The 13822-nt window shown below is 43.7% G+C and carries 13 protein-coding genes; 9 read left to right on the forward strand and 4 right to left on the reverse strand.

All coding sequences use genetic code 11. The features are described 5' to 3' along the window. Positions 1 to 78 precede the first annotated feature (78 nt). The 7 genes from R7F07_RS04745 (at position 79) to mnhG (ending at position 5987) form a co-directional block, all read left to right on the forward strand. Positions 79 to 270 (forward strand): hypothetical protein, encoded by a 192-nt coding sequence (locus R7F07_RS04745; RefSeq protein ID WP_005373328.1) that lies wholly within the window; start codon positions 79 to 81, stop codon positions 268 to 270. A 164-nt stretch (positions 271 to 434) separates the two neighbouring features. After that, on the forward strand, positions 435 to 3104 hold the full coding sequence (gene mbhE / locus R7F07_RS04750; RefSeq protein ID WP_318110449.1) for a hydrogen gas-evolving membrane-bound hydrogenase subunit E: 2670 nt from the start codon (positions 435 to 437) through the stop codon (positions 3102 to 3104). Continuing rightward, positions 3104 to 3457 carry a Na+/H+ antiporter subunit C gene (locus tag R7F07_RS04755; RefSeq protein ID WP_017633704.1) on the forward strand — a complete coding sequence of 118 codons (354 nt, stop codon included), beginning with the start codon at positions 3104 to 3106 and terminating at the stop codon, positions 3455 to 3457. Before mbhE ends, R7F07_RS04755 begins: the two co-directional genes overlap by 1 nt. Beyond that, entirely contained in the window at positions 3454 to 4950 is a 1497-nt protein-coding gene (locus tag R7F07_RS04760) for a Na+/H+ antiporter subunit D (protein WP_017820359.1), read from the forward strand. Before R7F07_RS04755 ends, R7F07_RS04760 begins: the two co-directional genes overlap by 4 nt. Further along, positions 4947 to 5423, forward strand: coding sequence for a Na+/H+ antiporter subunit E (locus R7F07_RS04765; RefSeq protein ID WP_005373320.1), 477 nt, complete (start codon positions 4947 to 4949; stop codon positions 5421 to 5423). The genes R7F07_RS04760 and R7F07_RS04765 overlap by 4 nt, the downstream gene beginning before the upstream one ends. Then, on the forward strand, positions 5416 to 5694 hold the full coding sequence (locus tag R7F07_RS04770; protein ID WP_005373317.1) for a cation:proton antiporter: 279 nt from the start codon (positions 5416 to 5418) through the stop codon (positions 5692 to 5694). Before R7F07_RS04765 ends, R7F07_RS04770 begins: the two co-directional genes overlap by 8 nt. Then, entirely contained in the window at positions 5694 to 5987 is a 294-nt protein-coding gene (gene mnhG, locus R7F07_RS04775) for a monovalent cation/H(+) antiporter subunit G (RefSeq protein ID WP_005373314.1), read from the forward strand. Before R7F07_RS04770 ends, mnhG begins: the two co-directional genes overlap by 1 nt. A 19-nt stretch (positions 5988 to 6006) precedes the next feature. On the opposite strand, the gene R7F07_RS04780 is transcribed toward mnhG, so the two are convergent. Further along, positions 6007 to 6714, reverse strand: coding sequence for a GntR family transcriptional regulator (locus R7F07_RS04780; protein WP_054730587.1), 708 nt, complete (start codon positions 6712 to 6714; stop codon positions 6007 to 6009). A gap of 180 nt (positions 6715 to 6894) precedes the next feature. Between R7F07_RS04780 and R7F07_RS04785 the strand changes: the two genes are divergently transcribed. Further along, on the forward strand, positions 6895 to 8223 hold the full coding sequence (locus R7F07_RS04785) for a 6-phospho-alpha-glucosidase (RefSeq protein ID WP_005373308.1): 1329 nt from the start codon (positions 6895 to 6897) through the stop codon (positions 8221 to 8223). 55 nt (positions 8224 to 8278) lie between these two features. Further along, on the forward strand, positions 8279 to 9829 hold the full coding sequence (locus tag R7F07_RS04790; protein WP_047101519.1) for an alpha-glucoside-specific PTS transporter subunit IIBC: 1551 nt from the start codon (positions 8279 to 8281) through the stop codon (positions 9827 to 9829). 178 nt (positions 9830 to 10007) lie between these two features. On the opposite strand, the gene R7F07_RS04795 is transcribed toward R7F07_RS04790, so the two are convergent. The 3 genes from R7F07_RS04795 to R7F07_RS04805 all read right to left on the reverse strand — a co-directional run bounded on the left by R7F07_RS04795 (position 10008) and on the right by R7F07_RS04805 (position 13801). Beyond that, the gene (locus R7F07_RS04795; protein ID WP_171343152.1) at positions 10008 to 12038 is read right to left on the reverse strand and encodes an acetoacetate--CoA ligase; all 2031 of its coding nucleotides are present in this window, start codon (positions 12036 to 12038) and stop codon (positions 10008 to 10010) included. Positions 12039 to 12125: 87 nt separating this feature from the next. Further along, positions 12126 to 13052, reverse strand: a complete 927-nt coding sequence (locus R7F07_RS04800) for an electron transfer flavoprotein subunit alpha/FixB family protein (protein WP_005373301.1) — start codon at positions 13050 to 13052, stop codon at positions 12126 to 12128. Further along, positions 13049 to 13801, reverse strand: coding sequence for an electron transfer flavoprotein subunit beta/FixA family protein (locus R7F07_RS04805; protein ID WP_064369324.1), 753 nt, complete (start codon positions 13799 to 13801; stop codon positions 13049 to 13051). Before R7F07_RS04805 ends, R7F07_RS04800 begins: the two co-directional genes overlap by 4 nt. Between the last annotated feature and the right edge of the window lie 21 nt (positions 13802 to 13822).

Here is a 13822-nt window from a genome sequence, read left to right on the forward strand (position 1 = left end):
GTTTTAGGTAAAGGAGGGAGATGGATCTCTAGAACATGGAATTATCAATGTATCAATAAGTTATCAGAGGAGAGTGACATGAAAAACCTATGCCCGAAATGCCACACAGAAATGATAGAACGTTCGAATGTTTATGTTTGTCCGAGAAATGATATCGGTGACTGCACCTACGATGCATTCGAGTTAGCTGATGACGATAATCCATATACATTCAGCCAAGAACACGTAAGTAGTGACCTACGTTCTTATGCCGTAGCAGACAGCAAATAGCGGTTTGTATCGGCGTTCCTCTAAGTAGCACTCAGTGATTACTGTTTGCTACTTTTCCCTTGGTTTCATGATCGTTTTTGAAGCGCTTGGGCTAAAACAATACAGTGGAGTTTGTCATTTGCGCCGAATAGCGCGTACCTTCTTATAATAACGAATGGGCTGCGATGTTGAATAACATAACGGGTAAAGAAAACCTGCCGAAAAACCTAGATAATCAGTTGGTCTTACTGATTTTCCCTGCGCTGCCAGTTTTAATCTTCTCTTTTCTCTTCTATATCTATACTCCTGCAGGCGTGAGCTGGAATGCGGAATGGATACCAAGCCTCGATATCAACCTTAGCTTTAGATTAGATGGTCTTTCATTTCTTTTTGCGGGACTGATCAGTGGGATTGGCGCACTGATTCAAATCTACGCTTTGGCTTATTTACGAGAAAGTGATAGCCGGTTTTCCTTTCATTTGTATCTAACCCTATTCATGCTTGCCATGCTAGGGATTGTGATGAGCGATAATATTCTGTTGTTATTTGTTTTCTGGGAACTCACCACCATCACTTCTTACTTACTGATCGGGTTTAATCACGAAAATAAAACGTCTCGGAAAAACGCCTTGCAGTCGCTGATTGTTACCGGTGCTGGTGGACTAGCGTTGCTAGCGGGTCTTATCTTGCTGGGAGCAATGGCAGGGAGTTATGAGCTAAATACCATTATCGAGCAGGCAGGAACTATTGCGCAGCATGAATGGTTTATCCCATCTCTAGTGCTCATACTACTCGGTGCATTTACTAAATCTGCGCAATTCCCGTTTCATTTTTGGCTACCTAACGCGATGGCAGCTCCCACTCCGGTCAGTGCGTATTTACACTCGGCAACAATGGTAAAGGCAGGCATTTACCTATTAGCACGTTTATCGCCAGTTTATGCCCACAGCGAGATCTGGTTTTATGCTTTAGTCATCACTGGGAGTATCACGGCCATTTGGTGCACATTTGTCGCATTAAAACAAACTGACTTGAAGCTGATGCTAGCCTACAGCACGAATGTTGCTTTGGGTAAATTAACATTATTACTAGGTATGGGCACAGATTTGGCCGTTAGTGCGGTATTGATGTTTATTCTCGCTCACTCTTTCTATAAAGCTGCGCTGTTTATGGTGGTGGGTAATATCGACAAAGCGACAGGAACACGAGATATTGATCAATTGTACGGTCTGAAGTCAGTTCTCGTCATCAGCATGGTTGCGGGGAGTTTGGCTGCATTGTCTAAAGCGGGGTTCCCGCCGTTGTTAGGCTTTTTGAACAAAGAATACATGTACAAATCCGCAGTAGAGCTCAATAACTGGATCGCCTTTGTACTTTTAATCGTGAATATACTGATGGTCGCGCTAACCATTATGCTTATTGCGAGACCATTCTTTGCTCGCCGTGATCTCGTGCCGATTGAAACTAAGCCAGTTGAGACAAAAAAAGCCATGTGGATCTCGCCTTTGCTCCTGGCTCTTGGCAGTCTCCTAGTCCCGTTATTCGGTTTAAATTGGTTAGATCGCAATATTATTTTTCCGGGCTCTGCTGACATTCTGCCCACAGCAGCTCTTAAAGAGACATCACTATGGCATGGCGTGAATGTACCGTTAGTGTTAAGCGTTATTACGCTAGCGTTGGGGTATGTGGTGTACCGTGTTTATCCAGCTGTGTCTGCATTTTTTCAGCGGTTACATCTATTCGTCCCCAAAGCGGAGAATATTTTTGAACGACTATTAGATGGCATGATGACAGTGGCGAAGTGGCAAACGGCGCGGTTACAGCAAAAGAAATTGAGTCGCTATGTCCTATTATTTTTCACGGTACTTGCCGTTGCGTTACTGAGTCAGGTAGCGCTTATTCCTCTGCCTTTGGTTGGCGAACTTTCAAGTGTCACTTTCTATGAGATTGGTATTGCCTTATTGTTGATTGGTGCTGCGCTCGTATGTACGTTGTCCCACGCAAGACTTCTTGCGATTTCTGCGCTTGGTATGATTGGCTTCATGACCACGCTTGTTTTTATGATTTATAGCGCCCCGGACGTTGCGAAGACTTTACTGTTAGTGGAAACATTAATGGTGGTCTTTCTTGCATTGTTAATGCGTCATATGCCGCGTCTAGCCACCGTGCCCAAGCATTCAATAAAACGTAAAGTAGCGAATATTTGCATAGCAGGTGTGATAGGTGTTTCGGTTACTTTACTTTTGTTAGGAATCACGTCTCAGCCGATGGACTCTTCGGTGTCAGATTTCTTTGCAGAAAACAGTGTCCCGGGTGGACATGGGCGAAACATTGTTAACGTTATTCTGGTCGACTTTCGCGCATTTGATACATTGGGAGAAGTTGTCGTCGTTGTTATTGCTGGGATTGCGGCAGTGAGTTTGCTTAAGACAAGAGCGAAAAAGCAAAATCGTATCCAATCATTAATTTTTGCAACCACGGCACACATTGTTTCGGCACTCATGCTCGTATTTTCAGTGTATCTGTTGTTACGTGGTCATAATGAACCGGGTGGTGGCTTTATTGGTGCGTTGATTGCCGTTATTGGTTTATCACTTCTCATGTTCGCGGAATCACCGAAATACGTTCGTTCTAGGTTGTATTTCAAACCGTTTCTCATTGCGTTATCTGGCATCGCATTGAGCTTAGTTTCTGGTGCTTTGAGCTTTGCGTTTGATAAACCGTTTTTGACCGGACTGTGGTGGAAAGACGTGATACCACTAGGGACGCCATTGGTTTTTGATGTTGGTGTTTACCTTGCCGTTATAGGTGGCGTGATGGGTATGCTGCTTCGTATTAATGAGGAGCTAGAGTGATGGAAATAGTCTGGAGTGTTGTCGTTGGAGTATTTGTCGCAGCAGGTGTTTATTTAATGCTTGAAAAGCATATCTTGCGCCTTTTGTTCGGCATCATGTTACTCAGTAGTGCGGTTAACCTTGCTATTTTTACAGCTGGGAGGCTGACGCCCGGAGAACCGCCATTGATTGGCGATAATGCTCTTTTACCACCAGATAGCGCGGCAAATCCTTTACCTCAAGCGCTTATCTTAACTGCGATAGTCATCGGTTTTGGACTACTTATTTTTGCTTTAATGCTGTTCTATCGAGCTTATAAAGACACTGGAACTGCAAACGTCGATGAAATGCAACGTTCTGAGGAGGGTCAATGAGTTCGATTTTGCTTACGTTACCGGTAGTTCTCTCGCTGAGTACGGCGTTGATTATCTTCTTCGTCCGTCGCTCAACAAAAAGTGTTGAGTGGTTGAGCGGTGTAAGTGCGATTTCGAACCTTTTCGTTGCGGGCTTTCTCACAGAAAACATCATAAATAATGGTATTCAAGCCGTTGCTTTTGGTCAGTGGAGTGCGCCATTTGGTATCGTGTTTGTCGCAGATTACCTCAGCGTTGCTATGGTGATGATCACGGCGGTGATTGGTGCGATATGTGTTTTCTACGCGATGGCGGACCTTCACCGAAAGCCCTCCTATAGCAATTACCATGCGTTAATGCACATGTTGCTTGCTGGCGTTTATGGCGCTTTCCTGACTGGAGATATTTTTAATCTGTATGTTTGGTTTGAGGTCATGCTCATTTCATCATTTGGTTTAATGGTGTTAGATGCAACGAAAACTCAAGTTGATGGTGCAGTAAAGTACGTGATGTTGAACCTGATTTCGACGCTGGTATTTTTGCTTGCTATCGGCTTGTTGTATGGCGCAACGGGCACCTTGAACCTGGCCGATCTCTACACCAAAGTAGGGGAAAATGAATTGAGCATCAACATGATGCTGTCCGCGCTATTTTTGTTTGCCTTTTCTATTAAAGCGGCACTCTTTCCTTTATTTGCTTGGTTGCCAGCTTCTTATCACACGTTACCAAGCGGTGTGGTGGCACTGTTTGCCGCGTTGCTTACTAAAGTCGGTGTATACGCGTTGATAAGAGTCTTTACCTTGGTATTTCCGCTCGCCGAGAGTGGTTGGCAACCGACGTTAATTTGGGTCGCAGGGCTAACCATGTTAACGGGCGTTTTAGGAGCGGCTAGCCAATTCGACATTAAGAAAATTCTTTCTTTTCATATTATTAGCCAAATAGGCTATATGATCATGGGGTTGGCTATTTACACTCCCTTAGCTTTAGCCGGTGCCATTTTCTACATTGTTCATCACATCATTGTAAAAGCGAATTTGTTCTTAATAGGTGGATTCATCGAGCGCAAATATGGCTCTAGTCAACTTGAACATTTGGGTGGGGTATACAAAGCTATGCCTTGGTTAGCGTTCTTGTTTCTTGTCCCTGCGTTTTCTCTGGCCGGTTTCCCACCGCTATCGGGTTTCTGGGGAAAGCTATTGGTCATCAAGTCGAGCATACAGGCTGAGTATTACTGGTTAGCAGGTACCGCGTTATTGGTGGGGTTGCTTACTGTCTACTCGATGACGAAAATTTGGAGTGAGGCATTTTGGAAAAAGCCATTTAGAGAGAAGCCAGAACAGACTCTGCAGGCCAAAGTACATTGGTTGTACTGCGTTCCAATTATTGTATTGACAACGTTGACGCTAATCATTGGCTTAGTGGCGGAGCCTTTTTATCAATTTTCCGTTCAAGCTGCAGAACAACTGTTAAATCCGACTGAATACATCAGAGTGGTGTTAGGAGGAAATGCATGATCTATCTATTCCTCAATTTTTTCTTAGCGTTAGCGTGGATGATGCTTAATGGCAGCTATTCGAGTCTGAATTTTGTTGTCGGATTTACGGTCGGCTTTTTTGCTTTAAGGTTGAGTCAACCATTTGGATTGAAAACGAGCTATTTTCAACGTTTTGCATCTGCATTGAAGTTATTGGTGTACTTCGCTTATGAAATGGTTATATCGGTTGCGAAAGTGGTGTGGGACGTTGTGACACCTACTCATTTGAGTCAGCCTGATATCGTTTATGTCCCTCTGGAGGTCGATTCTGATCTAGAAATCACATTACTGGCGAACATGGTTTCTTTAACACCGGGCACGCTTAGTTTGGATGTTACGGCTGATAAAAAGTATCTTATCGTTCATGCCATGTTTGCACCTGAACATGAAGAGGTTATTCGCGGAATTAAAGATGGGTTAGAGCATCGAATTTTGGAGGTGACGCGTGGATAGTTGGCTGCAAATAACGGTCACTTTTGCCTATTCTGGGCTACTACTCAGCTTTGTTATGGCTTTTGCTCGTTTAATTCTAGGACCAACGCTAGCTGATCGAGTGGTGGCGTTAGATCTGATTTCATTTATCACTATCGGATTTATTACGGTTTACACCTTAGACAGCGGTGAGGACGCTCTGTTAGATATCGCCATTACATTAGGTTTGGTTGCATTTCTCGGCACGATCGCATTTGCACGTTTGATCGTTAAAAGAAAGGAGAAAGAATAATGGACGTGTTGATTGGACTATTTTTATGCTTAGGAACATTGTTGACCTTGGTTGCAAGTCTAGGTGTCCTGAGGCTTCCTGATTTGTATACCCGAATGCACGCAGCTACCAAAGCTGGAACTGTCGGAGTGAGCTGTTTGTTATTAGCGGTCGCTTTCTCACTCCCTGAAGTTACCGTGATCTCTAGGGTTATCGGTACGATGTTGTTTATCGTTCTCACTGCGCCAGTCGCCTCCCACCTGCTCGGCAGAGCAATGCGAGAGGTCGGATATAAGATTTGGCGTAATGATTAACCATTAGCGTCGAATAGTACTACGCCCTAGTTGAAATAAACTCGAAGCTGTATTGATGAAGTCGGAAGTAATTGACGGTATATTCAAATGCACGACCATCTTCTAGGTAACCAGTGGACTCAACTTTTAGAATAGGGGAAGCTTCTGATTCATTCAGGTATGAGGCCGTCTCTGCATCTAACAAGTACGGTTTGACAGACTGACTGCTTTTCGCAATTTTCAATCCTTTGCTATTTTCAATGTACTCATATTTAGAACCATTCATTATGGCTATGCTCAAGTCTGGAAATAACATTGCTGGCATATGAGTGACTTCGTAAATTTCAGGCTCATCATTAATACATCTGAGTCTATGTATTTCATATGTATCATCATTGGGCGAGAGATTTAACTGCTTAGCAACCTGCTCATTCGGCTTTTTAAGTTCGAACTTTATGACTTGAGAGCTAGGCGTTTTCCCCTGTTTACTGACTTCCTCGATAAAACCCAGCAAATGTAAGGCATCATGTTGGGCTTTTAGATCGTTTACATAAGTTCCACTACCTCTTGTCCGACTAATTAAATTATTGTCGACCAGAATTTGTAAGCTTTTTCTGATGGTTACGCGGCTTACGGAAAACTCTTCTTGCAAATCACTCTCTTTTGGAAGCATCGATTTCGGTTGTAGTTCCCCATCTTTGATCTTTTTTTCTAATCGTTCCGCAATGTCTATGTATTTGGGTTTCATAATACCTCGCTAAGTCTTGGATCATGATAGCAAGAATGTGATCTGAGATGTAGTTAATACTTTTCCTTAGGATCTTTGTGTGATTTTTATCTCGTATCTTTGTGCTTATACTTTAAATGTATCATAAAAGTATTAATACTTACTTTATACATTTTCAGGATAAACATTTGAGGTAGCGAAATGAAACGTCAAAAATTAACGATTGTTGGTGCTGGCAGTACATACACACTTGGTATGATGAACAGCCTTATTGCCGAAAAAGATAACTTTCCACTCGCAAAAGTCGTGTTTTACGACATAGATGAGAAACGCCAAGAGTCGAATGCATTAGCTACTGAAATTCTATTGCGAGAACACTATCCAGAAGTTGAAGAGTTTGTTTATACAACGGATAAATCTGTCGCATTCGCAGATTCGGACTTTTTCTTTATACAGATCCGCACTGGTGGGTTGGCCATGCGCGAGCGCGATGAACAAATCCCGCTATCCAACTCTTGTGTTGGGCAAGAGACATGTGGCGCGGGAGGAATGGCATATGGACTTCGCTCTATCGGCGATATGATCCAGCTAGTGAACGAGATCCGACAAACGTGTCCAGATGCGTGGATTCTTAATTACACCAACCCAGCGGCAATTGTCGCTGAAGCTTTAAATCGTGAATTTCCGCATGATAAGCGAATTCTAAATATTTGTGATATGCCAGCAGCGATTATGGTCAGCTATGCGCAATTGTTAGGGTGTGAAATTTGGGACTTTGTTCCTGAATATTTTGGGCTTAATCACTATGGCTGGTTTACCAAAATTCGTAACAAACAGGGTGAAGACTTAACGGATAAAATTAAAAATATCATCCTAAAAGAAGGGATCAGTGCGGTTGATGCGGAAATAGCGGATGACCCATCGTGGCAAGCCACATTCAAAAACATGAGAACAATGCTTGCTGATAATCCAGAGTTTTTGCCGAATACGTATCTTCAATACTATTTGTACCCTGAAAAAATGGTGGCGAAAGAGGATATCAATAATACTCGCGCAAGGCAGGTAATTAACGGCCGTGAGAAACGAGTGTTCGAATTGAACGCAAGAATAATTGAAGCGGGCACCACGAAGCACGAAACACTGCATGCCGATATCCATGGTCGATACATGGTGAGAGTCGCGGCTTCGCTAGCCTACAACTTGAGCGATGTGTATCTCGTCATCGTACCGAATAATGGTGCTATTACAAATTTACAAAATGACGCCATGGTAGAAGTTCCAGCTGCGCTAACTAGTGATGGACCGAAAGCTTTTACTGTAGGAAAAATCCCAACCTTCCAAAAAGCCATGATTGAAAGCCAACTTGGTTACGAGAAATTAGTCGTGGATGCTTGGTACGAAGGAAGTCAGCAAAAGCTGATTAATGCACTCACACTTAACCGTACCGTGGTTAATGTGCCAAAAGCTAAAGAAATAACAAAACAATTACTAGAAGAAAATAAAGCCTACCTTCCTCAATTTTTTCAATAACAACTGGACGTTCGGGGCCTACTTGTAGGCTCCGTGAATGAAACAAGAGGTTTATATGAAAGACATTATTCAAAGGTTCGGGGCCGCGATGTTTGTACCCGTTCTATTATTTCCAGCAGCGGGCATGTTATTGGGTTTCTCTGTTGTGCTGTTAAATCAAGAAGTGTTTCCTTGGGCACTAGAGGGGAGTGCTTGGGTTAAAGTCTCGACGATCATTTTACAGGCATCTCTCGCTGTATTTAAAAATATGGCACTTATTTTTGCCGTTGGGTTACCTATCGCTTTAGCTAAAAAAGCATCTGGTCGCGCTGTACTTGCAACACTTGTTTCCTACATTACGTATAACTACGTTATTGGTGGAATCCTTCAATTTTGGGGGCCAGAACTGGGCGTTAACTATACGGAAGGTGAGCGAGGTTTGACTGAAGTTGGTGGCATTCTAACGCTTGATACCAACTTGCTAGGTGCGATTTTAATTGCAAGTCTCTCTGTTTGGGTTCACAACCGATTCTTTGATAAAAAGCTACCGGATTGGGCGGCTGTATTTGGCGGAACGCCATTGGTTGTGATCATTAGCTTCCCAATTATGGTCGTGATGGCAATTCTAACTTGTTTGACTTGGCCAAGTATTCAGCATGGTATTAACAATCTGCAATCATTTTTGGTTTCTGCTGGATCGTTAGGGGTATGGCTATTTACGTTTTTAGAGCGAATCATGATACCAACGGGGTTGCATCATTTCGTATATGGTCCCGTTTTTTATGGGCCTGTTGCAGTCGATGGCGGAACGGTTTCCTATTGGATTCAAAATATACAGACATTCGCCCAGAGCTCGGAAAGTTTAACGACACAATTTCCTCAGGGTGGTTTGATGTTGACGGGAATGGGTAAAGTGTTTGGTTGTACGGGTATCGCACTAGCACTCTATTCAGTTGCGAAAAAAGAAAATAAAAAGATGGTGATGGGGTTAGTGCTCGGAGCCGCAATCACAGCAATTCTTACAGGGATCACCGAACCAATAGAGTTTACATTCTTATTTATCGCACCTGCGCTGTTTGCTTTGCATGCGTTGTTATCTGCGACAATGGCAACGATCGCCTTTATGTTTGGTGTTTCCGGTAACTTTCAGACTGGCTTGATAGACTTCATTTTCCAAAACTGGTTGCCTTTGGCTGGTAACCATGCAGGAACATACGTGATTCAGATTATTATTGGTCTCATGTTTACTGGTGTTTACTTTGTTACGTTTCGCGCGCTTATTTTAAAATACAACATACTTACTCCGGGACGTGAAGGTGCAGATAGTAAGTTGTATTCCAAAGCTGACTACAAAGAAGCGAAAGCGGTCCATAACAGTAGCGCAAGTCCGTCACAAGCTAGTGCCTTTATTGAAGGTCTGGGTGGAAAAGAAAACATTGAATTGTTAACTAATTGCGCGACGCGTTTGCGTGTTAAAGTTAAAGATGTCTCTCTTGTAAAGGAGAACGCATTTTTCACACAGCACGGAGCGGTGAATATTGTTAGAAATCAAGAGAGCCTTCAAATCATCGTTGGTTTAACGGTGCCACAAGTTCGCGAAGATATGAGCCAACTGATAAAAGCTTAACCCCCAAACTAATGCTCCAGCTCATATGGCTCAAAGGTGAGATATAATTATCTCACCTTTTTTGTGTACATGAAGCATATTTCGCGCAGTTTCCACGAAAGTGGGGAGGAGTTATCGAGCGAGCTAAAAATACAGTTAGGTTATACCCGTCTGTATTGTTGGAAGACTTGTTGAGTCTCTAATTGACAGTGGCGCCACTTTCTATGTTGAAAAGCGTTTTAATTTCTTCCAGCACTTCTGGGTTAGCAATAGCACCAATGTTTTTTACAGCTTGTCCGTTTACCAATTGTTTCACTGCTAGCTCAACCAATTTGCCTGAGCGCGTTTTAGGAATATCACTGATAGCAAAAATTTGTCGTGGGACATGGCGCGGTGAACATTTTGTTTTCAATGTTTGGCGAATTGAATCGGTGAGTTGTTGGGTTAACTCGACATTGTGAGCGAGTTTTACTAGTAACCAGATTTCTTCAGACTGCTGGTTTAACTTGCCGACAGCGATGGAGTCTTCAACCTCGGGTAACGCGTTCACTTGCTGGTAGATTTCAGCGGTACCGATTCGTACGCCGCCTGGATTTAAGGTTGCGTCACTACGGCCATAAAAAATAAAGCCGCCATGTTCGGTTTGCATCACATCGTCGCCATGGTGCCAGATATCGGTAAACTTGCTCCAATAAGCGTTGTGATAACATTCGCCGTTGTCGTGCCAGAAGCCAATAGGGAAGTTAGGTAGCGAGTTATTACAAGTCAGTTCGCCGCGTTTTTGCGTAATAGTATGTCCATCATCCTCTAGAACACGTGCGTCGATTCCCAGCCCTGAGCCTTGGCATTCACCTTTGTAAACTGGTGAAATAGGGTTTCCAAGTACAAAGCATCCGCAAATATCTGTGCCGCCAGCGATAGAAGCGAGATGCAAGTCCTGCTTGATGTGCTGATAGACATAATTAAATTGTTCTGGGTAAAGCACCGAACCAGTTGAGCACAGAGTTTTGAGTGACTTCAAGTTATGTTCTAGTTTTGGAGAGCAGTTCGCATGCTCCAGTGCCTCTAAGTATTTCGCTGAAGTACCAAACAGCGACACGTTATGTTCTTCTGCTAATCGCCATAAGACGGAGTGATCAGGATAAACCGGACTACCGTCGTAAATCACTAAGGTTGCACCACTCGCAAGAGCGGAAACATGCCAGTTCCACATCATCCAACCACATGTTGTGTAGTAGAAAACCTTGTCTTGCGATTTGATGTCGCAATGCAGTTGATGTTCTTTGAGGTGATTGAGCAAGGTACCGCCTGCGGAATGGACAATACACTTAGGTTGACCTGTTGTACCAGAAGAATACAAAATGAATAACGGGTCATTAAACAGCGTTGGTTGATATTGAATTGATTGTGGAGAAAAGTGGTGAGTAATATCGGACCAAGAAACAAACTCAGAAGTGCTAGCACTCTCAGCGTTTTGTAAATATTCGATTTGGCATACGCTAATAGTAGTCTCTTCGGAGGCACTGCTTAACTTACTACTAAGAGTGGTGTTCTTGTCCGTCATATCGAAAGCTTTGCCTCCGAACTGGTAGCCATCACAGCAAAAAAGAACTTTCGGTTTGACCTGACCAAAACGCTCTACGACGCTATCGATACCAAAATCAGGAGAGGTTGAAGTCCAAATGGCACCAAGACTGGTGGTGGCCAGCATGGCAATAACGGTTTCAGGAAGGTAGGGCAAATAACCCGCAACGACATCGCCTTTACCGACACCACAATTGAGTAGCCATTGTTGAATGGCAGAAACTTGTTCAAGCAACTGTTTACCGGAGAGTTGTCGGTGTTCACCGCTTTCATTGCTAAAAACAATAAACTCACGCTCTGGTGATTGTTCAGCCTGAGATAGGAGGTTCTCTGCGTAGTTCAGCGTGGCGTCAGCAAACCATACTGTGTCTCTATTTACATGGTGATGATTAGAACCTGTTTGTGTCCATTTGGGACTGCCAAGGCTCTTGATTTGCGAACCTATATCTCCGATTACGTTGCAAAACTGCCAAGTATGTCGCCAAAATTCATCATTGTGCTCAATGGACCACTGGTGTAGAAACGTGTAATTGTTGATTACGGTACCTTCGGCTTTGTCTTTATTAACCTTTTCGATGAACCGTAATAAGTTGCTATTGCTGACGCGCTCAGCAGATGGTGACCAAATAGGTGCAGAATTTGGCATAGGTCCCTCTAATTTCAATTCTTTTGAATATGACCAAAAACAAAATAAAGGGGCGAACATAGCAGTGTTCGCCCCTTATCTGATCGTTTAAAGTTGTTCGGCAAGCTGAGGTAGTACCTCAAATAAATCGCCAACCAATCCATAGTCGGCAACTTCAAAGATAGGAGATTCTGGATCTTTGTTGATCGCGACAATCACTTTGGATTCCTTCATTCCTGCAAGATGCTGGATGGCACCGGAAATCCCAACCGCTATATAAAGCTTAGGTGCAACGATTTTACCGGTTTGACCCACTTGTAAGTCGTTGGCAACAAACCCGGCATCAACCGCCGCGCGAGAAGCGCCAATGGCAGCACCTAGTTTATCGGCCACTTGTTCGATCAACGCGAAGTTCTCTTTGCTACCGACCCCGCGTCCACCTGACACAACCACCTCTGCCGCGCTTAATTCAGGACGTTCTGACACGGTTTTATCGACAGAAACCAATTCAACCATTGGAGCTGAGATAGTGACCTGCTGATGCTTAATATCAGCTTGGTTGTGACAAGTAACCGGCTCAAACGCAGACGCGCGCACGGTGATGACGCGAACCTTGTCGCTGGTGGTCACTTTGGCAAATGCGTTTCCTGCGTAAATAGGGCGGATAAAAGTGTTTTCATCGATAACTTGGACAATATCGGAAATTTGCCCAACGCCGAACTTCGCTGCTACTCGCGGTGCAAGATCTTTCCCTTTTGATGATGAGCTAGCCCAGATTGCGTCAAAACCTTCAGCAACACTCACTACAATAGGTGCGATACTCTCGGCAAATTGATGCTTAAGTTGCTCATCATCGACACAAATTACGTTTGATATACCATCAACGCGACAAGCTTGTTGAGCGACTTCTTCACACTGGTGGCCCACTACGATCAAAACATTGTCTTGGCTGACTTGTTTTGCTGCATTAACCACTTTGAGTGTGTCCGCATGCAATTGGTTATTGTCATGCTCTGCTATGATTAAGTTCTTCATGAAATCACCTTCGCTTCGTTACGCAGCTTATCGAGAAGCTCTGAGACAGATTCAACCTTGATGCCACCTTTTCTTTGCGCTGGCGGTGTGATTTCTTGAATGGTTTGGCTAAATACCACTTCAACACCCAGACTGTCAGGTGTGATGGTATCTAACGGCTTGCGCTTAGCTTTCATGATATTAGGCAAAGAGGCAAAACGCGGTTCATTCAGGCGTAAGTCAGTACTGATCACCGCAGGTAAGTTCATCGCGACCGTCATCAAGCCGCCGTCCACTTCTCTCACGACCTGAACTTTTTGATCTTCAATCTTCACGTCGGAAGCGAAAGTTGCTTGAGGCCAGTCAAGTAGGGCGGCCAGCATCTGAGCCACTTGGTTGTTGTCAGTATCAATGGATTGTTTACCCGTAATCACAATCTGTGCTTGTTCTTGCTCAACCAGAGCTTTAAGCAGCTTAGCGACAACTAATGGCTCTATTTTGTCTTCAGTATCGACATGAATAGCGCGATCAGCACCTAATGCAAGCGCGGTACGTAGTTGCTCCTGACATTGGCTACCGCCGGCACTGACAACGATGACTTCATCTGCAATACCTTGCTCTTTTAGTCGTACGGCTTCTTCAACGGCTATTTCGCAAAATGGATTAATCGTCATCTTGACGTTATTGGTTTCAACATCGCTATGGTCCGCTTTCACGCGAACTTTAACGTAGGGATCAATGACCCTTTTGATTGGCACTAGTATTTTCACGTTAGATTCCTTTTTACAGTG

Origin of the sequence: Vibrio sp. YT-16, assembly GCF_033337405.1 — a bacterium.
GTDB lineage: Bacteria > Pseudomonadota > Gammaproteobacteria > Enterobacterales > Vibrionaceae > Vibrio > Vibrio alginolyticus.